Here is a 21,403-nt window from a genome sequence, read left to right as displayed (position 1 = left end):
TAGTTTGTCAGTAAATCAGTATTTAGTTACCATGGTGTTAACTTTAAGTTCACACAAGTAATACTATGCCCATAAACTCCAAGTTAATACCCTCCACTAATAGCCTAATTATGTTTGAAGCGGCTGCGAGGTTGGGGAGTTTAACGAAAGCTGCAGATGAGCTTTGCGTGACGCCTACAGCTGTAAGTAAACAGATCAAACAACTAGAGTCGCTGCTGAGTACAGAGCTGTTTATCCGCTCACCACAAGGTGTGCGTCTTTCTGACGAAGGGCGCCGATATTTAGAACGAGTAACAGAGGCACTAACAATACTTGCTGAAGAAACTCTGATCATGGATGAGGCCGCTAATGTTCCAGCCTTGGATATTGAAGTCGGCCCCTGTTTTTTGCACTTTTGGCTATTGCCTCGATTAGATCAATTCCGTCAAGAGCATCCTGATGTTCTATTTAATATTAATGTGAACAACGAGCGTCAAGTAGCAACCGATGACAACTATGATGTCGCGTTTTTCTACTCCCCTATACACTCGCAAAATCAAAATAACTATCTGGTATTTCATGAACGGGTATTACTAGTATGCAGCCCTGGGTTCCTCGAAAAGCACGGCGGAAATATTGATATATCAACAGTGTTTGATTTCCCCCTTGTCATGCTAAAAGATGAACTTGAATTCTGGGAGGGTTGGCAAACTTGGGCTGAAAAATCAGGACTAGAATACCGTATACCACATGATGCGATTTGCATGACGGACCAAGTTGCCGTGATACAGGCAGCCATCAATGATGCTGGAATTGCCCTCGTGTGGGACTGGCATGTTGAAGAGTTATTGGAAGCCGGCCAGTTGGTTGCTCTAACTGAATTGCTTGATTTTACTGATAAAGCTTATTTTCTCTCGGTTGCCGATCACTGTACAGATCCAGCCGCTCAAACATTCGTAAACTGGGTGCTCAAACAAGAACAGTCAGCATCCATTACGCGTTTATAATAGGGTTTTATGTGAATTAGCGTTACGTGAGACGAAAAAGTGATCAGAAACGTAAAATTTGAAGTCACGAAAAGCTAGCATAGATTGCTAGCTTATCTATATGAAAGTCTGGTCAATAGTAATCAGCCCAAGTGGTTATGGACAATTCTGAATTAGATATCTAGTTCATCTAACCCGAATCTTACCAACCTCATTGCTACGGCTATATAAATACTTCGGATGATATATCCAATATACATCTGGATTCTCAGAATCTTGTGCTATCCATAACTCAATCTCTCCGGAATGAATAACAATGCGCAATAAGTTTCTATCTACTGGCCGGGTTCTATTTGTAGCAATATATCTCTGTTGTTTTAATGCACTGATAAATCTTTTCTCATCAACGTCAACAGTTGAACTTATAATAAAACTGTATTCGTTCAACTGTTCTGAAATTTCATTTCTAACCATGTATTTAAGAWAAAATAACGAAAAAAAACTGATGAGCATTACACAAAAAAATAGAATCATAACCTGCTCTCTTCTCTTCCATCCTTTGAATATAGCAGTAAGAAAGATTGTAAAAACACACACAGGGATAAGAGCATGTACAACCACATGCCATGTATCAAATAGTTCGCTCATAAAATACCTAATTACATAAATCACCAGGCCACAATGTGTGTGTTATATCCATTACTCTATTGATTAAACAGGAGCTCTAACTTCCCATCCCAATTAATAGTATTTACGACCCACTCATCCTTGGGCTTGTAGAATATGCAATTATACCGCATTGCGTGGTACTCAAACTTTATAGCATAAGTGTGCATCACAAAGCTTGAACCAACTTCTCGGGTGTCAATAAACTCAGTTCCTAAGGCAGAACCAGATCTAAATGTAAATAGCTCAAACTGAGACATTCCTTGGTGAACAAGCTTGTTAATTTCTTCCTGATTAATCGGCCAATGCGGCACCAGAATGTCAGCTAGATCTTTCATTTTACCTTTCTCGAATAACTTAGCTGAACTATGGCATAGCTCTTTGGTGCCATCTATATCGGGCACACTAGCGGTTACCTTTGTGACCATCCCTAATAGTAAAATCGCAATATAGACTCTCAAGATCTACTCTCCTTTTATTTTGAACTCGCAATCGTTATCGGCATGCATTCCTTACATGCTAGTTTCTCATTTTATGAAGAAATAATATGCAACTCAAGCAGTATTGTTGCACATTTGCTCAAGAAACTGCTCCAACACCGATTCTAGTATGTCAATACTACCTTGTAGCTTACCTATATACTCCTACACACAGAATCACCTAATTGATTATTAACCTTAACCCATTTAATTAACTATTTTCTTTCAAGCTCACCTTCTTAAATAAGAAAAAAATAAATCAAGTATCTGGSGTATAAAATTCGGCTTATAGCGTCTCTAACTCACAACGGGGCATAAATAAACTAAAACAAATCGGTCTGACTCGGAGCTGGACAAAACTGATTTAAAGCAACGCTTTTTACTCTTCACTTGATGGAAATCACTTGCAGAGAATGGTGACTGATGTAATTTGTCATGCTTGATTCACATCTTTTGCCAACAATACGGTCAACTATGCCAAGTAAAAACATCAAATTTATTGCCGTCGATATGGACGGGACTCTGCTCGATCAAAATAGCCAATTACCTGAAGATTTTTATTCGGTTTATCAACAATTAGAGCAACGCGATATCATTTTCGCCGCCGCATCAGGCCGACAGTATTACAGCTTGATGGAGACGTTCGCACCGATTAGCGAGCGGATGATGTTTATCGCTGAAAATGGCACCATGGTGATGCACCAAGGCAAAGAATTGTACCGCTGTGAAATCGATAAATTCTCTATTGAAGCGATTATTCAGCAGGCGCGCGCAATTGACGGGGCAAATATCGTCTTATGTGGTACGAAGTCGGCTTATATTGAAACCCAAGACCCAAAGGCGCTAAATGAGTTCGCTAAATACTATCATCGTTGCCAGTATGTCGACGATCTTTTAGCTGTCGATGATGAATTTATTAAAATTGCCATTTGTCATTTTGATGGCACAGAAAAACATGTATTCCCAAGTTTTGACCGCGAGTTTGGTCAAAGCCATCAAGTTGTAGTGAGTGCGAAAATTTGGCTCGATGTGATGAATGCCAAAGCCTCTAAGGGGGCGGCAATTGAACACTTACAAAATACGCTTGGATTTAGCTATGAGCAGACGATGAGTTTTGGTGATTACCTTAATGACCTAGAAATGCTCAAAGCGAGCTATCACTCTTACGCAATGGACAACGCCCACCCTAAAGTAAAGCAAACCGCGCGCTTTTCAGCGCCTAGTCATCGAGATGCTGGCGTAATGACCGTGATTAAACGTGAGTTACTCGATTAAGCCTGATAAAGCTCGAGTGGAAAGCTGTCAGGATCTTTAAATAAATAGGGGCAACGCATTGTGCCCCTTCCCCTTTAACATCCCCCTCCCAAAAAACATCAGTTAACGCTTTGTTACAATTTTACATCCTAAATGTTGCTTATTTTGCCAACCCAAACAAACACTGCATTGTTATCTATACAATAATCATCAATTAAAATTAACAAGCCATTAACAAGAAAGCAGTGGGTAAATTCAGTCAAAAGGATTAAAAATGACAAATAAAAATAACCACAAAGGCATTCATGAGCTCTATCGTGAAAACCCAATAAACGCAGATAAAAAGGTTTTTGGAAGAACATCTGATCCCATTTCACGGAGGGGATTTCTTACTGGGCTTGGCACAATGAGTGCCATTTTAGGGGCTGAAGTTGTTTTCGGACGATTTATGCCTGCAGGGATGATCCCAGCAGCTTTTGCCGAAACAACCGAACAATTTGCATTAACGGGAAAGCACTCCGGTTTAATTGTTCTCAATGACCGCCCTATAAATGCAGAAGTTCCCGCTCATTTGCTCAATGACTGGATCACTCCCGCTGATAAGTTGTTTGTTCGTAATAATGGACTTCCCCCTGAAACTGTTGACCCGAAAAGTTGGACGCTGACTATAGATGGAGAGTCAGCTAAACAGAGTAAAACGTTCACGATTCAAGAACTGAAAGATAAATTCGAGCATCATACTTATCAATTAACCATTGAATGTGGCGGTAATGGTCGCGCCGAATTTAATCCACCAGCAAAAGGGAATCAATGGACCACTGGCGCTGTTGGATCGCCTCAGTGGACAGGTGTAAGGTTGCGAGATGTACTAGAAGATTGTGGTATAAAAGATGACGCAGTTTATATTGGCTATCATGCTGCGGATTCCCACCTAACTAGAGACCCAGCCAAAACACCAATATCCCGTGGTGTACCAATAAATAAAGCGCTGGAGGATGAAGCTCTCATTGCTTGGGAAATGAATGGCGAAGCAATTCCAATGTTAAACGGCGCCCCTTTACGCTTGGTCTTTGGCGGGTGGCCAGCATCGACATCAGGAAAGTGGCTAACAGGTATTTCCATTCGCAATAAAGTGCATGATGGCACCAAAATGGGTGCGCCTGCCTACCGAGTTCCCTGCTCACCCGTGGCACCTGGCGAAAAAGTAGACAAGGAAAACATGTGTATCATAGAACAGATGCCTGTGAAATCGTTGGTTACCTACCCCAAATCCGGCGAGCGCCATAATATGAAGGATAAATTTATTGCAAAAGGCCATGCTTGGGCTGGTGATAAGAGCGTCAAAGTTATGCATGTTTCCATTGATTTCGGACAAACATGGCAAGAAGTTGAAATAACAAAGCCAGTCAATAAAAATGCGTGGCAACACTGGGAGGCTGAGCTGACATTTCCTAAAAAAGGCTATTATGAAGTGTGGTCAAAAGCAACAGACAGCGATGATATATCGCAACCCATGATACTTCCCGGCTGGAATCCCAAAGGATACTTAAATAACGCCTGCCACCGAATTGCGGTTCAAGTTGTGTAGAGGGATTTTATGTATAAATGGATATTATTATCTTGCCTTTTCGTTATTCCACCGAGTTACGCCTCTGATCAAAAGGAGCGTGATGAGCAAACAGAACTTATCATTGATACGGGCTACGAATTGGTTAAAGCGAATTGCACGGTGTGCCATTCGGCGAAAATTATCACTCAGAATAAGTTATCACGGGATAGTTGGTTGGCGAGTATTCGGTGGATGCAAGAAACTCAAGGGCTATGGCCACTTTCTGTTAATGAGAAGCCTATTTTGGATTATTTAGAGAAGAATTATGGCCCAACAACGGTCGGCCGACGCGCCAACCTCCCCGCAGCATTACTTCCAGTAGGCAGCAAATAAATAAAATAGAAGGCATTACATTACGTGATGCCTTCTACTTCGTATCAAAAATGTCTATTTAGGGCTTAACCCATTCAAGCTCAATATTACCGCTACTATTAAAATTGACGGAAAGTGTAGCCTGTGCATTGCCATATACATCCAAGCCTAACAGGTAGAAGGAAGACAGATTTGAGAGGTGTGGTGAAACTGACGTTTCTCTCGCCACATTCGATATATTTGGGCATGTATAGTATCGATATGGTATCGGGTTTGCCGATGATGGGTTAAATGGACCAACACATAATCGGTCAGTATATAGAAAGCCGTAGCTGTATTTCAGTTCCAAAACCGAAAGGAAGGTATCATCCTCACTCTTTAAATCAAAACTTCCAAAGCTATTTATCTGGTTGTTTTGGTTTGTGTATTTAATCGTGGTGGTATCTCTATCTATAATCGCAACATTGGTTGAGTTATACGACGCTGGAGAACGAGTTAATCTTGCTGCTACATTCGTAGAAACAATTTTGTCATTGTTTTTTAAAAGTATGGCTGAGTGCTCTGTACCTCGACTTACAGACCAATCTAACTTTGATATCTCTTCACTACTGCCAGTATAAGTTAGGTTGTAATTTTTAATACTCGCGCCATTATTTTGGAGGCTATTACTCTCTTCAATGGACAATTCATTGAAGTTCAATGCTGGTGGTAACACAGCGCTAATCGGGACGACGCCATTGGCATTCTCCCCCCAACATGTATCTTGCACTGCACCTGACTTGGTTGTTAACTCAACACAAACATCCATATTCTGGGATTTCTCCGTGGAAATATAGAAAAACGCCGACTCAAGGCCATTACTAACAGAGACCGCAGAGGTACTGTAAGCATTAGGGCTAATAAAGTGAGGGTAACCATTAGACTGACTAGATACTCGCCAGTCGTAGTCCTCTATATTATTGTTTGTGTAATTTCTTTTAAACGTTATTGATGACACCTCCTCACCATCGCCCAATTCATACAGGACAAAGACTTCCGCCTGCATTCTTCCATTCGCGTATATTCTGTCATCACCCGAGTTGCGCATAATCCGCAAATCAATAATCTCATTTCCTGGAGGTAAAGGTGGATCGTTTGCTAGCACTACCGAACTAAACATAGAACATATGATAACTGGAACAGCTATATTTTTGGTCATTTCATATTTCCCTATCTGAATCTGACTAATACGTTTCTTATTTAATAGCGTGACGATATTTCAGGTCTAAATTAAGCCGCACCCACTATATTTTCACCACCCCACTGTGCACTCGTGCCAACTTGTGTATTTCGTGCGTAGTCCATTAGGCGCTGCATTGTATTATTCGCATCGCTCTTCAAACTCTCAGGACTAATTAAAGACAACTTAGCGGTAGCATTAATCAAACCAGCAGTGCTTTTGGGCATATCCGCCCCATCCTTTTTGATATCAGTCGCTTTGTCTGCAATTGATTTGGGGTCTTTGCTTAAACTAAAACTTCTTTTCGACCAATCAACCCTGACATCGACACGTTTTTTAGGGTCAATATAATAATGCCCCTTACCAAACATCGGTGTGGTTTTTTTAAGGTTCTCTTTCGTTTTTATTCCTCCTTTTGCCATTCCGGAGGTGAATTTAATAATTGTTGCCGCCAGTTTTAATTTACTGTCATCTTTTATCGTACCCGCGAGGTCGACTGTTGAACCAATAGCGCCGTATACATCGGCTGTAAGCCCCGTTAACTTGTATGTACTTGCATGCGAAAGTTGTTTGCCTAGGTTTTTGCTGGCAAACCCTGTTACTTTGGTAAACTTCGTGGCGGCGCCAGCTGCTTTACCCACGGTTTTAAAGCCATTACCCAATGCAGATACGGCACCTTTACCGCCACTCGCAATTGCTGAGATAAGACCCGTCGTAGCAGACGCAATTGACAAACCTTTCTGAGCTGGATGATCTGCGTCTAGAGAGGCTGATGCCATATCGAGTGCTCCAGATACTGCGCCAGCAACACCTGCAACTACTCCCAAGCCAACGACCAGTGCAGCCCCTCCGGTAACGACTGCAGCAACCGCAACGGCAATACCAATCACAACAGAGACTAGAGCTTTAAAAAATGCACCTATGTTAAACCGACCATCAGGGTCCACTTGGTTTACAGGATCGTTTAATACATACGTATACCCATTGATACCGCCTTTCTCAAATGGTGCCATCTCATGGTCGTATTGCATAAAACGCCGCTGAGTTGGATCATAAAGTCGGTAACCTAATCCCGTATGATAGACGCCAACTGTGCTCTCAAAACGATGACCGTGGAATCCATATTGAGTTAAATCAATGATTAAATCGACAGTATCATCAAACATCATTGCATTGATTGGCAATGATGTCGCCGCTGCACTTAAACCAAGAGTCATGCTGCTCGATTTTATAAATTGTCGTCTGCTTAGATTGTCCATTTTCTTATCCTATGATTATCCAAATGGTGTAAATACTTTATGGTCTGCACTACTGCTAACGCTGCCGACATGATCAGAACTAACCGTTTTGTATTTAATATCGAAGTTAACTTTCCCATTTGCATTTAATGCCGTAATAGAGGCTCCGGTATCAATGCTTCTTAAGCTCATTAAATTTGAGCCCGCTCTAAGCGCGACTAATTCACCGTCGTGATTAAACATTTCACTCGAGTCAATTCCATTTAATGCAAATATTTGCTCGCCAAGCGCATTGTAGCGATACTCTTTAATAAGCTTATTTTCTGGGGTAAGAATTTTTTCAACCTGGTTGTTGCCGCTATAACTATATTTGATGCCATTACTGCCTACAGTTTGATTACCAAACTCATCATATTCAAAATGTTGATTAAGATATGCCGAATGGGAATTATAGATAGACATTAGCCGCATTGGGTTCGTCGCATCGTACGTGTAGAGTTCTACATTATGCTCATCGTTTTCAAAAATGGTTTCGCATTTCGTAATGTTATTAAATTCATCATAGTTAAATAACTGTTCTTTAATTTCATTCTCATGCGGATCAAGCGGATATGTATTTCCCTCAACTTTATAATGGATTACCCTTCCAAGTTGATCATAGATAAAGGTTTCTTCGGTCTGCTTATTTCCATTATTGCTTATGCGAGCGCTAATCCTGAGGGTATCGTCATAGTGTGTCGCAATACTCAATGTCTCTAGACCATTAACAGCCCACTGCCTTTTGCTTTCAAGCCCAATATCGTTATAAGTAACCACTAATTCAACGTCGTTCTCGTTACCAATAAAGCAGTAAAATACGGGGCGGGAATAGGCATCATATTCTGTTGAACCTGTAAAAGTCTCGCTACCAACAGTCATGATGGTTTTGATGACACGCCCAAAATCATCGTGTTTTAACTCTATATTTGCTCCTGCAAAGTCAGAGATGTTGAAAAGTGTACCTACAATCGAATTTGAAAATGACATGCTCAACGGTGATTTACTCATCACCGACGAAGTGACTCGTGCTAAGTTACCCGCGCTATCCCTATCGTATTCAATATCACTATTAACGTTATGACATGATCTCAGTTCGCCTGACTGGTTATAGGTATAATAAGCGGTAGACTTTGGGTCACCGTCGATATAGTCACTTAATACTTGCTCGGTAACTTCATCATAAGTGAGATTCCTTATTGCCCCATTTGGCAATATGATTGTTTGGGGATTCCCATTTACATCAAAGTCTTGGTATGAATATTCACAGCCGTTATAGCGTTTTCTTGTCACTCTTCCTAAATCGTTATATTCCTTTTCGGCAATAAGCACGTCATTAACATGTATGGTAGTAACAAGTGATTCAGAAGAGCGTGAATCATAAGCAAAACGTTCAGTGACCGTCTCGCCATCGGCGTGGATTCGTCGTTCAATCACTCTCTCTAAACCATCGTACTCATACTCAATCTTTGCACCTAAAGAAGTGGTCGCGTTAGAAAGCAGCCCCTGAACGTTATAGCTATTTTCCGTTGTATATAAATGCCTGCCATTTGCATCATAATGGGATTCAGAAACCAAACGGTCAGCTTCATCGAACCGCTGAGTCGTTCGATTCAACCCATCAATCCACTTACTTTTTGACAAAGTGACAGGATCATAATCAACGTTTTCCACCATGCCTGTAGGATGAACGATTTTGCTAACTTCTCCCCACTCATCATAATCGTATGTGGTCGTCATCTTAAGCTGACGATCAGGAAGGTAGTCATAAGCGGTATAACTGTCTTTTTCACCAACATTGTTATAAGTCGTCTCAGACAAGATAAACTGTTCGCTATTTATTTCAGCATATTGTCGACGCTCTGCGCCCTCATTATTGAGTTCTGTAATGAGTTTGACCCCATCCGGCTTAATCTCAATAACCTTATTCTCTTCAGCACCAACCTGCTGTTCATATTGCGTTGCTGATACCGCGATACCTCGAAGCTCAAGTACTTCTTCTTTGATATTATTATCGCTTCCCCACGCCACTTTCATTTCTATCGCGTCGTTTACCGAAGTAGAAATCACTTTCTGATTAATGAGGTCGAACTCTTCAGATTTATTTACTTCGGTTCCATCGGAGTAACGGTTTGTACGGTGTATCTTAAAGCAGGACGAGTCGCGGGTGTATTGACTATCGTAAACAACCTCATTGCCATTTAAGGCTTCACGTTCTATTTTCTTGCGGCCAAATCGTATTTTATCGCTTCGATCTGTATAGTGCTCATAGTCAATCGTGACGTTAGAAAACGTTTCTTTCTTTAGTAGACAAACTTTATGCTCAGATAGCCCCTCTATCATTTCATATTCATAGTGCTTAGTATTATTTACATCAATATCACCTCCATTAGGTACTATCGATTGTTTTTTAAGTTTGTTCCTAAACCCAAATGGCGACGGCTCTATTGCTCCATCACCGTTCTCATGAAAATATTCTCTTATTTCCTTCGTATTATCTAAGCCAGTGAATTCAAGTTGGTTACCCCATTCATCAAATGAGAAGCTTTCGTCCATCGTTCTTGTTTCACCAGATCGATTATGAAGCTTTACACATTTTGTTTTCAAAAAAGAATACTGTGGGACTTGCTGCGAAATATCTCTGCTTTCGTCACAGTAATAATCGTATTCAGTTTCCTGATACGGGCTTCCATCGGTATACGCAACCTCAGAAGTTACAAGGTGATACTTATTGTAGGTCCTTTCTATACGCTTGTTACCAATGAACTCAGTGCATTCGTATCGATAATCTTTATTTTCCTTAAAAAGAGTATCTTCACCTGCTTTATAAGCTCTAGTCCCGAACGCACCTAAATAGTTTTTTTGTGAGTACTCATAATTGTGAACAACCGTTGGTTGATCAGCACCAAGAAAGCGTTGTAATTCGGTGACATAAGGGACATATTCCATAGGAGTACCGGAAGGAGTACTAAAGCCATAATCCCGATAACGAACCCTTTCTTCTAGGCCACTAGGGTACACGCACGACTCTATCAGCATGACACTCATTGAACCGATATACTTATAATTAAACGTCGTATATTTAGAGGTATCATTGGGTATACATGCATATTTCAGCGCTTTCCCGTGCCCCTCCTGCGCTAAATATAGCTTTACCTCAGAAACAAGATCACTGTCATCCCATAGCTGCACAGACGTAATCCATTTATCCGACCAGGTATCAATATTTATAAACAGGCCATTTTCATCGCTAACTCTATATAGCGTCTGTTCGTTGTACCTACTGTAGTAACTGAATGTAAGAACCCGGCCTATCGGTGATATTTTTCGAACTAGCAAGCCACTCGAATAATCATACACTTCAGTATCGCCAGAAGAGTGATACACAAATATCTCACCACTTTTCGTTCCTGACGTATTTTTATAATGCACTTGGATATTTTTGATCTTATGGTATGGCATTTCGTAGCGGCCAAGACTGCTATTCCATCTAATCTTAAAGTTTGACCCGTCACATAATGTTAACTCTGAAGTTGCTGATCTAAAACGACCAATAGGCATACTCCAACCCACACCAAAACCTGAATCAAACGTATTAAATGAGCTATACGTCAGTGCACCTGAAAAAATAGGCCCTAATAAATCGTTACCTGTTAGCGTTATTGTATTTATAGATGCAGAATACGTACCTGTTCTGGGGTCTACACCCGTATCTAAAAAATCTGAAAAGTTAAAGGCATTACTGGTAATCATTACATATCCCTATGGTATTTATTAGATCAGTATTAAATGCAAATGAAGGTAGTTAAGATGTAAACTATATTTAGGTTGTCACGGAACTAATACAAAAATATGACGGTTATATAACAAAAACCATTCAATCATTATTTATTACTAGATATACCAATATTTTTATTCTATCCATTTATTTATAAAAGATTTTCATATAAAACAAAGTCGACCGTTTGCTATAAGTGATACTTTACATAATAAATAAACACACTAAACAAGCCAAAGTAATAACTAAGCGCACATGCATCAAAGCACCTATCTAACCTCTCGAATAACTATTACCGCTCAGTAAAAGTAATTTGATAATAATCCAGATTATCAACACAGGTGAGATAAAAGATAATACCCACACAGAATGAGTACGAACGATACATCTCTACTTTTAAAAGACTCGTACTCACCTCAGTTAATTCAATTAATTTGCTCAATAAGCTGCAATATAGAAAGGTCATTATGAACGCTATAAATATGGTGGTGTTTACACTGCTTATTACACTATCAACTCCCATATTCGCTGATATTAATAACAACAATAGCAATACTTGGGTAAATGTTGCTAATAGTAGCCATCGCGCTAATGTTAATTTACATAGAACCAATCAAACAATCATTAAAAATCAGCAACTTAAAACCAATAAAGAAGAATGGCGTATCAATATTCCTTCATCATTAAAATATGCACGAAAAATAGAATATAACACGCGCCCATGTCATATTCAGCGCTCTTCATTAATTGATATATAGTCAGTTCGTCTATAAGAGATTATTAAGTGCCTTTTTACCCCACCCAGCCCAAACAATGACATGCTATTTACATTACAATATCAAACGGATAATAGTCTTGTGTACTATTATCCGTTTGAATCTTCCCAACTATTCCTTTCGAAAATTGCCTAGCATCTATACTGGTTAAGCATGTAACTGACATTTTGACTCTCTAGGAACGACTATGACTGATAAATTCATAAAATCGAAAGCTGCTGTGGCATGGGCTGCAGGTCAACCTGTATCTATGGAAGAAGTGGATGTTATGCTCCCTCGTGCTGGTGAGGTACTTGTGCGCATCATAGCCACTGGGGTATGTCATACTGATGCATTTACACTTTCAGGCGACGATCCTGAGGGTATTTTTCCTGCGATCCTAGGGCATGAAGGCGGCGGTATTGTCGAAATGATCGGTGACGGCGTTACTAGCGTTGAGGTTGGCGATCATGTCATCCCTCTTTACACTCCTGAGTGTGGCGAGTGTAAATTTTGTCTATCCGGAAAAACAAACCTTTGCCAAAAAATACGAGAAACCCAAGGTAAGGGCCTAATGCCAGATGGCACAACACGGTTTTATAAAGACGGTAAACCCATTTATCATTATATGGGTTGTTCAACATTCTCGGAATACACCGTATTGCCTGAAATATCCTTGGCAAAAGTAAATAAAGAAGCACCACTTGAAGAAGTATGCTTACTGGGCTGTGGTATCACAACAGGGATGGGTGCGGTATTAAATACAGCCAAAGTCCAAAAAGGTGACACTGTCGCGGTATTTGGTCTTGGTGGAATCGGTCTTTCAGCCATTATAGGTGCGAAGATGGCCGGAGCCAGTCGCATTATTGGTATCGATTTCAACGAAACAAAATATGAACTCGCAACCAAGCTAGGCGCGACAGACTGTATTAACCCACAAAAATATGAAAAACCAATCCAGGATGTGATAGTTGAATTAACCGATGGTGGCGTTGATTACTCATTTGAATGTATTGGTAATGTCAATGTCATGCGGTCTGCCCTTGAGTGCTGTCATAAAGGCTGGGGGGAATCTGTGATTATTGGTGTCGCGGGTGCTGGACAAGAAATTTCTACCCGTCCATTCCAGCTCGTAACTGGGCGTGTATGGCGAGGCTCTGCGTTCGGTGGCGTTAAAGGGCGCTCTGAGCTGCCTGAGATCGTTGAACGTTATATGGCGGGTGAGTTTGCTTTAGATGATTTCATTACCCATACCATGGGGCTTGAAGACCTTAATCACGCGTTTGATCTTATGCATGAAGGTAAAAGTATCCGTAGTGTTATTCACTTCGATAAATAACATGACCAATTGACGCCACTGTGAACACAAACTTTTACCAGGCACTTAACGAATTATGACAACTGCGGGCTTATTCCAAAATATTGTTTCTTTATGGGCAGTGGTCGATCCGGTTGGGTCGATCCCTGTTTTCATTGCTGCGACAGCAGGCATGAATGCAGCCCTTAAGCGCAAAGTAGCGTTACGTGCAGTGTTGATGGCCTTTTTGGTGCTGTTTGGGTTCATGGTCGGCGGTCAATTGCTGCTTGAAGCGCTTGATATACAGCTCGAGGCGTTCCAGATTGCAGGCGGATTAGTATTATTACTCTTTGCACTATCTTTAATTTTTGCTGATAGCAGTAAACCTGAGAAAGAAAGTGAAATGTGTGATGGTAAAGAGCATGCGCTTGATATTTCCGTTTTCCCCTTAGCGGTTCCTTCTATTGCTGGCCCTGGTGCAATGACGGGCGTGGTCTTAGCGACAGATAAGTACCGTTATTCATTGCACGATCAATTCACCACTTTCGTTGCTTTGATCATTGTCCTGACCTTTACTTATTTGTTTTTCTTACTCGCCAATAAAATTCAACGAGTCATTGGTACAAGCGGTGCGAGTATTGTAAGCCGTGTAATGGGGCTAATCCTTGCTTCAATTGCGGTGCAAACCATTCTAAACGGTCTGATGGCCTTTCTTGAAGGCGCGTAACTTCCAATATCAATCAACTGGTTACACGTAAATAGTTAAACATTAACCTCCTACTCCAACACTTCGCAAATATAAACCAACGATTTTTATTCGTCCTTTCATCCTCAAAATCTTGATTATTACCCATCAGTAAAAGTTATTTATGTTTTTACGCGATTATCATCCTTCTGCGTATCAATATAATACACGCCAACAAGGTTACTGGCTCAGACGGCGAGTAACCAGAATTTCTAAATGTGAATAATGCGACAAGGTGGAAAACAGTATGTCAAAGATTGTTGTTGTTGGAGGCGGTGCAGCAGGCTTAGAGTTAGTAACTCGTTTAGGTAAAAGCTTTGGTCGCAGCAATAAGCATCAGGTTATTTTGGTTGAGCCTTCGACCCATCATTATTGGAAACCTCGTCTACATGAGATTGCAGCTGGGACTTTTGATGATGAACTTGATGCCGTAAATTACATTCAGCACGCCCGCTGCAATAAATATCAATTTGTACAAGCAGCGATGACGGATCTAAACCGTGAAACCAAGACGCTGCAATTACGCTCTGAAAATGGCACAACCTCAGAACTTGATTACGATTACTTGGTTATTGCTGTTGGGGCCATCAGCAATGATTTTAAAACACCAGGTGTAAGTGACCATTGCTTATTTCTTGATTCTTCTGTTCAAGCTCAAAAAGCATGGCAACAGATCAACCCTTTACTCAGAGCTGAAGGGCAACACCAGTTATCCATCGTTGGCGCTGGTGCAACGGGCGTTGAATTAGCCGCAGAGCTAGCGAAAGTAAGTGCAAAGTTACAGCGCTATCGCCATGGCGCTGAACTCAAAATTTCTCTGATTGAAGCTTCTGAGCGTATATTACCCGCTGGCCCAGAGTGTATGTCAGCAAAAGTACAAAGCCAACTAGAAAAACAAGGGATTACGGTTCGTACCAATACCCGAGTACAGCGTGCAGAAGAAGGGAAACTAATTACATCCGATGGCGAGGTTATTAACGCTAATCTGCAAGTATGGGCTGCTGGTATAAAATGTGCAGAATGGCTAACGAAACTAGATGGGCTAGAAACAAACCGTTTGAACCAACTTAAAGTTGACGAAAACCTTCAATCAACAATTGATGATGCGGTATTCGTTATGGGTGATAGCGCTGAATGTCCACAGCCTAACGGTTCATTTGTACCGCCTCGTGCACAAGCTGCAAATCAAGCTGCAGCCCACTTAGCAAAACAGTTCAAACGATTACTAAAAGGTAAGTCTTTAAAGCCATTTATATTCAAAGACGGCGGAATGGTGATCGCAGTTGGCCATGACTATGCCGTTGGCAGCTTAATGAGTGGAAAACTAATATTGAGAGGTCGATTAATTCGTAATCTCTACGACACTATTTTCCGCCTCCACCAGCAAATTTTATTCGGCTGGGGACGAGTAACCGCACTTGTACTGCTCAAACGTATTAAATGTGCATTAAACCCATACTATAAAAGAAATATTTCCTAAACAAGCATTTGAACCAAAGGGAGGAGCTTTAGGCTCCTTCTTGCATTAACGCATATATAAACAATTAATATATTGGAACAACAATCATGTGGTCTAAACTTCGTGACTCTCTACCTCTGCAGCTGATGCTGGCAGCCGTTTCTGCTTGGCTAATCGCATTAGCGTTCTCAACCACAACCGATGTTGTTCAGCAAGGCTGGTATCAATTACTTATGCTGGGCAAAACAACTTATATTGGTTTACTAAAAATGATCGTTGGCATTGTCGTCATGCTGTCATTATTGCAAGGCATTACGAGCATTGGTTCGATTGTACGTCTGAAGAAAATCGGCTTTCAAACATTACTGTTTTATAGTTTCACCACTTTTATTGCAATTAGCTTAGGTCTGGGTGCTTCACTACTATTACCAGCTTGGCAACCATTAACAGAATTTGCACCTGTTGCAGATGGCGTAAAATTAATCAGTGAAGATGCTGCGGGCGGCACCGCAATCATAACTAAGCTATTAAATATGGCATTAATTAATCCAGTGTCAGCTTTAGCTGAAGGCAATTTGCTGGCCGTCGTCGTGTTCTCATTTATGCTTGGGATCGCCTTGCTTTCATCACTGCCAGCCAAGCACCCTTTATATGATCTGCTTGATGGGTTAAGTAAAGGGGTGAATTCCATGGTGCGAGGGATTGTTAGATTATCTCCGATCGCTATTTTCGCTATCGTGTTTGATTTTACAGTGAATGGCGGTGAGTCATTATTCGAACAATTAGCGTTATTCGCGTTACTGGTATTAGCACTAACTGCTATTCATGGTGCAGTTGTATTACCTACGATTGCAAAAGTAGCAACCGGAATTAAATATACAACACTGTTTAAAGCAATATCAGCGCCCTTAGCGATGGCCTTTGCAACATCTTCTAGCTCGGCAGCATTACCTTTGGCAATGCGAAGTGCAGAGGAAGAACTAGGCGTGTCACAAAGTACAAGTAGCATGGTGCTACCATTGGGTGCTGTTATGAATATGGATGGGACTGCACTATTCGAAGGTGTTGCCGCAATATTCTTAGCTCAACTGTTTGGTGTTGATTTAACGACCACAGGCTTAATCATGATATTCATTATGGCAATGGTCTCATCGGTTGGCGCACCAGGTATGCCATCAGGTTCAATGTCTGGTATGCAATTAGTACTGCTTGCTGCCGGTATTCCACTAGAAGCTATTGCTATATTACTTATCATCGAACGTCCACTCGATACATTCCGGACAGCTGTGAATGTAGAAGGCGATCTTGTTGCGTCTTTGGTTATAGATAAGTGGCAACAGCGCTCAGTTCCAGTTCAAACATTGGCAAAGGATGCCAGCCTTATTGGATAATTCATTATTATCAAACACTCTACGTTAGAGGTTTATTCTGTTGGCAAAAAATCCCCACCGCCTTATACACTTTCAACTAGAAAGAAACTAAAGTGGTAGGGATTTTCTTTTTGCAGTCAGGCATTCAAGCTGTATTTAACGAGCAGCATGAAACAGCTCACTACAGGCGTTTATGCTCTTTTCAAGCCATACTCTGGCTTGTGCGAGGTGATGATTGCGACGTTAAATCTTCAAACTCACCTTCAATGGTTGAACCATTTTGTTGATATGCTTGCTGCTTTGCGGCTTCTTCATAAGCTGTTTGGATTTTTTTCTTCACGAATGGCTTGGCTATCAATGCGGCAATGCCGATAAACAGTCCAACAACAGCTGCAAAAATCACAGTAAAGAAACCAATCACAAGAGCAACAACACTAGTAATGATATTTTTCATCGTATTCTTTTCTCTTTCTTAATCACTTGGCTTTAATTTACCTCACTGAAAATGAACAAACCATGAACAGTACATTAATCTAAAGCAAAAAAGCCCTCTTACGAGGGCTTAGTAACAACTTACATCAGTGTAGTTAAGCTTCTATTGCGCTATTTCTGAGAAACAGGGATACCTGTGCTACGTGTAACATCTCGTTTTTGAACGAAAACTACGGGTGTCCAAGCAGGAACAACCATTTTCCCCCCTTCAAAAGCGGCACCATTCGCGAGTTCTTTGCTGTGATGCTGGCTAAGAGTTAGCTCTACACCGTTCGGCGCATCAATTGATTTTTCATCTGGCGTAGCATTAATGACAATCATTAATCCATCGACAGTGGAATCAAGGTCGAGACCTGAACTTGTACCATTATCAATCGACATTACGACTAGACCAGGTGTCTGTTGAGCGCCTGTATTGTGGAAATCAACACGCTTCTTAACTTCTTCACCGCTTGGTAATGTTATTAATGGGTATGATTGGCGTAAATTAGCCAACTCTTTATAGAAAGCTAACATTTGGGACATTTCTTTGTTTGTCACCTCAGCGTTACCGCCGGCGCCTTCAATAACATCTTCGATGATATCGTAGTTATCGCCATCTTTATCTTTACGTGGTAAGCCTTTATTCCAGTTATTATCTTGTAATGTAAAGTCGACAAGGTTATACCAATCACCAGAATCGTATGAGTCACGCTGCATTGATTTCGAGCGAAGTAGTTCAGATCCCATGTGAGTAAAAGGCATAGCCTGCCCTAACATTGCTGTCGCTAAAGACACCGCATGAATACGTACACGATCTTCTACTGTTACACCGTAAGGCGTTTTGTATTGGTTGTTATCCCATAAGGTTTGGTTATCGTGCTTAGATACGTAATTCTGAATCTCAGATGGATTCACAGCATACCCAGCAGGCACACCATTATAATCAATTTCATCCCCACGAACGGTATCGCCTTTTGAATCAACCATGACGAAATCTTTTAAGTTCCCCGCCATACCTAAGCGAGTTAAATCAGCGTAGTGAAGCGCTAACTCAAGTGTCTCTGCATCAGGTGTTGCTAGGTCATTTGGCTTCACATAAATACCATTACCGAAGCCCTGCATTTTGCGAAGATTTTCCTCACTGTCAAACGGGCTGCCACCGCGTACCGCATCACGCAGGCGATCAGAGAAACTGCCGATACCAGTACCACCTAAATTGGGTTGAGTGGCTTGCGTAAACAATGCATTACCTTCAACTTCACCAAAGTCCCAACCTTCACCATAAAAATAGGTATTAGGGTCAACTTTTTTCACCGCTAATAATGAACGTTCCATTTGATCGAGTGGGTGGTGCCCCATTAAATCAAACCGGAAAGAATCAATTTTATAATCACGCGACCATACAACTAACGAGTCGGTAATCATTTTTTCAAACATCGCGCGTTCAGGTGCAGTATTCGAACAACAAGTCGAATTCGTAACATTGCCTGTCTCAGGGTTTAGTCGTTGGTAATACCAAGGCACAATTTTATCGAGTACAGAAGTACGAGCTTCGGGGCCTGCCGAGTTCGTGTGGTTATACACCACATCCATAACCACGTTCATTCCAATATCATTTTTGACCGACATAATCGCTTCGCGCAATTCTTTAATTCGAACAGGTCCTTCTGCGTCTGTTGCGTACGAGCCTTCAGGCACAGTGTAATGGAATGGGTCATAGCCCCAGTTAAATGAATCGACATCTGACACATAACGATTAAGCGCTTGAACAGCTGGATTTTCAGCTGAATCACTTTCTTTAACTTCGGCTAATACTTCAGAAATGAGCATATCTGTACCGCAATATTGCTTGAATTCTGAAGAGTTAACATCACTGTTTACTTTGCACAATTTACTAAATGGTTCATCGATATCAGCCACTTCATCTGGATTTTCATTGATTGTCGCTATATCAAAAATCGGCAATAAATGGAGGTGTGTAACGCCGCTTTGGCTGAGTGATTTGAGATGCTCAACAGGCACAGTATCTGGCTGACTAAAGGCCTTAAACTTTCCTCTCGCATTTTCCGGCGTCGAGGTATCTAACGCTGAAAAGTCACGTACATGTGATTCATATATCACAAACTGGCTTGGGTTTGTCTGGTCAATAGGCCGTTGAAGGTCGTCCCATCCTGCTGGTTTAAGGTTTGTGTCATCAAGGTCAATAACCTGACTATATTCAGAGTTCATGGATAAGCTTAATGAATATGGGTCAGTAACTTGATAGCGCTCAATCTTGCCAGATACCGGGTGGAAGACATCGATTAAATAGCGGAAATACGTACCACTCGGCGCCTTATCAGTTAACAATGACCAAATACCTGATTGCTCATCGTAGTCCATTTGTAAGCGGCCAAGTTCTTTTTTATCATGATTAAACAAGACTGTTACTATATTTTGCGCCGACGGTGCCCATACCTTAAATTGAGTGTCAGCATCTCTAATCACTGCGCCTAATTTTGATTTTTTAGCATTTCCGGCAAACAATTGATCAAATGATCCCGCAGACTGCACTTTTGTGCCAGCGATTAGTACACCTTTATCATCAACGGCCAGCGCCGCCAACTCAGCCTTTATAACAGGTCGCATATCGATAGAAGTATCAATGGAAAATGCAGGCTTATTCGCCAAATGTGGGAATTTTGCCTTAACATCGGCAGATAATACTGTTGGTTCTAACACAATATAATCAGAGTCATAGATGTTATTGCTATTTGGGCCAAAGCCACCTTCAAGCTCAACATATAGGCGAACTTCGTCGGCCTCTTCTGCTTCATCCCAAATTAACGTATGGCCTTCAACCAAATGAGCACTTGCGTTAGCAACACCGAATAATTGAACATAAGCATCGCCTCGTTCGTTATATGATTTGGTACTACCAGACAAATAGGACGCAGTACGATCAGGAATTTCATTGAAATCAATCTTGGCATCACTGCCAGACAAATTACTTAAATTCTCATCTCGAATGATAAAGTTAACGCAATCGGTTTCAGCATCATTTAGTTTTAGCTTCCAGTAAGGGCCAAACTCATCCACACCCACAGGTGTAATACTGTCATCCTCCCAACCAGAGTTAGGCTCAAGGGCACGATCACATGTATCATTGTTCCAAACATGTAAGCTATAGTCTGAATAGTTGTTTGAACGACTAACCGCAGTACCGTTCTTAGCAACCATATAAATTACAGCTTCATTAGTTCCTGCGCTAATCGGCTCGTCCACTTCGCCGCTCGCCGGTAGAGTGGCATCTGGTCCATCGGTTTTCGGAAGTTCAATATCAATTGATGGTGGATTAGTCGTGTCAAAATAGCCATCACCTGTACTATCGTTAGAAGAACTATTGCAACCAACAAACATAACAACAGAACACAGAGGTATAACAGCTTTAGCGACCGCAGATAATTTAAAGTTCACGATGTTTCCCTTAATACTCATAATTTTAATAGGGGGAAGTAGAAAAATTTGAGTTTATTTTTATGGCAGGAACAATACTGAACTTGTCGCTCTACAATCTGTGATCAAACGCAATTTAGTGATCGAATAGCAGAAATAAATACGAGTTTTGGCAGTGCATCACTAAATGTACATGCTATATAAAACTAGCACCAATGCACCATATTTTACATTGGTCACAAAAGGCTTAGACGCTAAATTAATATTTATATTACTAATCTAATGCAACACTTAAACCAACAGAGATAGTAT

16 protein-coding genes are annotated in these 21,403 nt (G+C 41.0%); 9 read left to right on the top strand and 7 right to left on the bottom strand.

The window, feature by feature from the left end; all coding sequences use genetic code 11:
* The first annotated feature begins 65 nt into the window (after positions 1-65).
* Entirely contained in the window at positions 66-986 is a 921-nt protein-coding gene (locus L4D09_RS25245; RefSeq protein ID WP_428460310.1) for a LysR substrate-binding domain-containing protein, read from the top strand.
* A gap of 165 nt (positions 987-1,151) precedes the next feature.
* On the opposite strand, the gene L4D09_RS25240 is transcribed toward L4D09_RS25245, so the two are convergent.
* Both L4D09_RS25240 and L4D09_RS25235 read right to left on the bottom strand, forming a co-directional pair.
* Positions 1,152-1,613: a hypothetical protein gene (locus L4D09_RS25240; protein ID WP_428460309.1), complete on the bottom strand. Its 462-nt coding sequence runs from the start codon at positions 1,611-1,613 to the stop codon at positions 1,152-1,154.
* 56 nt (positions 1,614-1,669) lie between these two features.
* The gene (locus L4D09_RS25235; protein ID WP_428460308.1) at positions 1,670-2,092 is read right to left on the bottom strand and encodes a hypothetical protein; all 423 of its coding nucleotides are present in this window, start codon (positions 2,090-2,092) and stop codon (positions 1,670-1,672) included.
* 492 nt (positions 2,093-2,584) lie between these two features.
* Here L4D09_RS25235 and L4D09_RS25230 point away from each other — a divergent pair, with 492 nt between their 5' ends.
* From L4D09_RS25230 to L4D09_RS25220, 3 genes are all read left to right on the top strand, one after another.
* A complete protein-coding gene (locus L4D09_RS25230; RefSeq protein WP_428460307.1) occupies positions 2,585-3,385 on the top strand; it encodes a Cof-type HAD-IIB family hydrolase in 801 nt (266 codons plus the stop codon).
* 253 nt (positions 3,386-3,638) lie between these two features.
* Positions 3,639-4,952: a sulfite oxidase gene (locus L4D09_RS25225; RefSeq protein WP_428460306.1), complete on the top strand. Its 1,314-nt coding sequence runs from the start codon at positions 3,639-3,641 to the stop codon at positions 4,950-4,952.
* 9 nt (positions 4,953-4,961) lie between these two features.
* Positions 4,962-5,306, top strand: a complete 345-nt coding sequence (locus tag L4D09_RS25220; protein ID WP_428460305.1) for a hypothetical protein — start codon at positions 4,962-4,964, stop codon at positions 5,304-5,306.
* Between the two features lie 58 nt (positions 5,307-5,364).
* On the opposite strand, the gene L4D09_RS25215 is transcribed toward L4D09_RS25220, so the two are convergent.
* The 3 genes from L4D09_RS25215 to L4D09_RS25205 form a co-directional block, all read right to left on the bottom strand.
* Positions 5,365-6,372, bottom strand: a complete 1,008-nt coding sequence (locus tag L4D09_RS25215) for a hypothetical protein (RefSeq protein WP_428460304.1) — start codon at positions 6,370-6,372, stop codon at positions 5,365-5,367.
* Between the two features lie 182 nt (positions 6,373-6,554).
* Positions 6,555-7,763, bottom strand: a complete 1,209-nt coding sequence (locus tag L4D09_RS25210; protein ID WP_428460303.1) for an RHS repeat-associated core domain-containing protein — start codon at positions 7,761-7,763, stop codon at positions 6,555-6,557.
* 15 nt (positions 7,764-7,778) lie between these two features.
* Positions 7,779-11,531: a hypothetical protein gene (locus L4D09_RS25205; protein WP_428460302.1), complete on the bottom strand. Its 3,753-nt coding sequence runs from the start codon at positions 11,529-11,531 to the stop codon at positions 7,779-7,781.
* Between the two features lie 492 nt (positions 11,532-12,023).
* Between L4D09_RS25205 and L4D09_RS25200 the strand changes: the two genes are divergently transcribed.
* The 5 genes from L4D09_RS25200 (at position 12,024) to L4D09_RS25180 (ending at position 17,203) form a co-directional block, all read left to right on the top strand.
* Positions 12,024-12,314, top strand: a complete 291-nt coding sequence (locus L4D09_RS25200; RefSeq protein ID WP_428460301.1) for a hypothetical protein — start codon at positions 12,024-12,026, stop codon at positions 12,312-12,314.
* A gap of 205 nt (positions 12,315-12,519) precedes the next feature.
* Complete coding sequence (locus L4D09_RS25195; RefSeq protein WP_428460300.1) at positions 12,520-13,650, top strand: S-(hydroxymethyl)glutathione dehydrogenase/class III alcohol dehydrogenase; 1,131 nt, start codon at positions 12,520-12,522, stop codon at positions 13,648-13,650.
* A gap of 55 nt (positions 13,651-13,705) precedes the next feature.
* Positions 13,706-14,335, top strand: a complete 630-nt coding sequence (locus L4D09_RS25190) for a MarC family protein (RefSeq protein WP_428460299.1) — start codon at positions 13,706-13,708, stop codon at positions 14,333-14,335.
* A 265-nt stretch (positions 14,336-14,600) separates the two neighbouring features.
* A complete protein-coding gene (locus L4D09_RS25185) occupies positions 14,601-15,833 on the top strand; it encodes an NAD(P)/FAD-dependent oxidoreductase (RefSeq protein ID WP_428460298.1) in 1,233 nt (410 codons plus the stop codon).
* Between the two features lie 86 nt (positions 15,834-15,919).
* The gene (locus tag L4D09_RS25180; protein WP_428460297.1) at positions 15,920-17,203 is read left to right on the top strand and encodes a dicarboxylate/amino acid:cation symporter; all 1,284 of its coding nucleotides are present in this window, start codon (positions 15,920-15,922) and stop codon (positions 17,201-17,203) included.
* Between the two features lie 181 nt (positions 17,204-17,384).
* Here the strand turns inward: L4D09_RS25180 and L4D09_RS25175 are convergent, their stop codons facing one another.
* Both L4D09_RS25175 and pulA read right to left on the bottom strand, forming a co-directional pair.
* Entirely contained in the window at positions 17,385-17,636 is a 252-nt protein-coding gene (locus L4D09_RS25175; protein ID WP_428460296.1) for a hypothetical protein, read from the bottom strand.
* A gap of 149 nt (positions 17,637-17,785) precedes the next feature.
* Complete coding sequence (gene pulA, locus L4D09_RS25170; RefSeq protein WP_428460295.1) at positions 17,786-21,112, bottom strand: pullulanase-type alpha-1,6-glucosidase; 3,327 nt, start codon at positions 21,110-21,112, stop codon at positions 17,786-17,788.
* Positions 21,113-21,403: the final 291 nt, after the last annotated feature.

The sequence above is a fragment of the Photobacterium makurazakiensis genome (assembly GCF_050336715.1).
Lineage (GTDB): Bacteria > Pseudomonadota > Gammaproteobacteria > Enterobacterales > Vibrionaceae > Photobacterium > Photobacterium makurazakiensis.
This window is presented reverse-complemented; position numbering and strand designations above follow the sequence as displayed.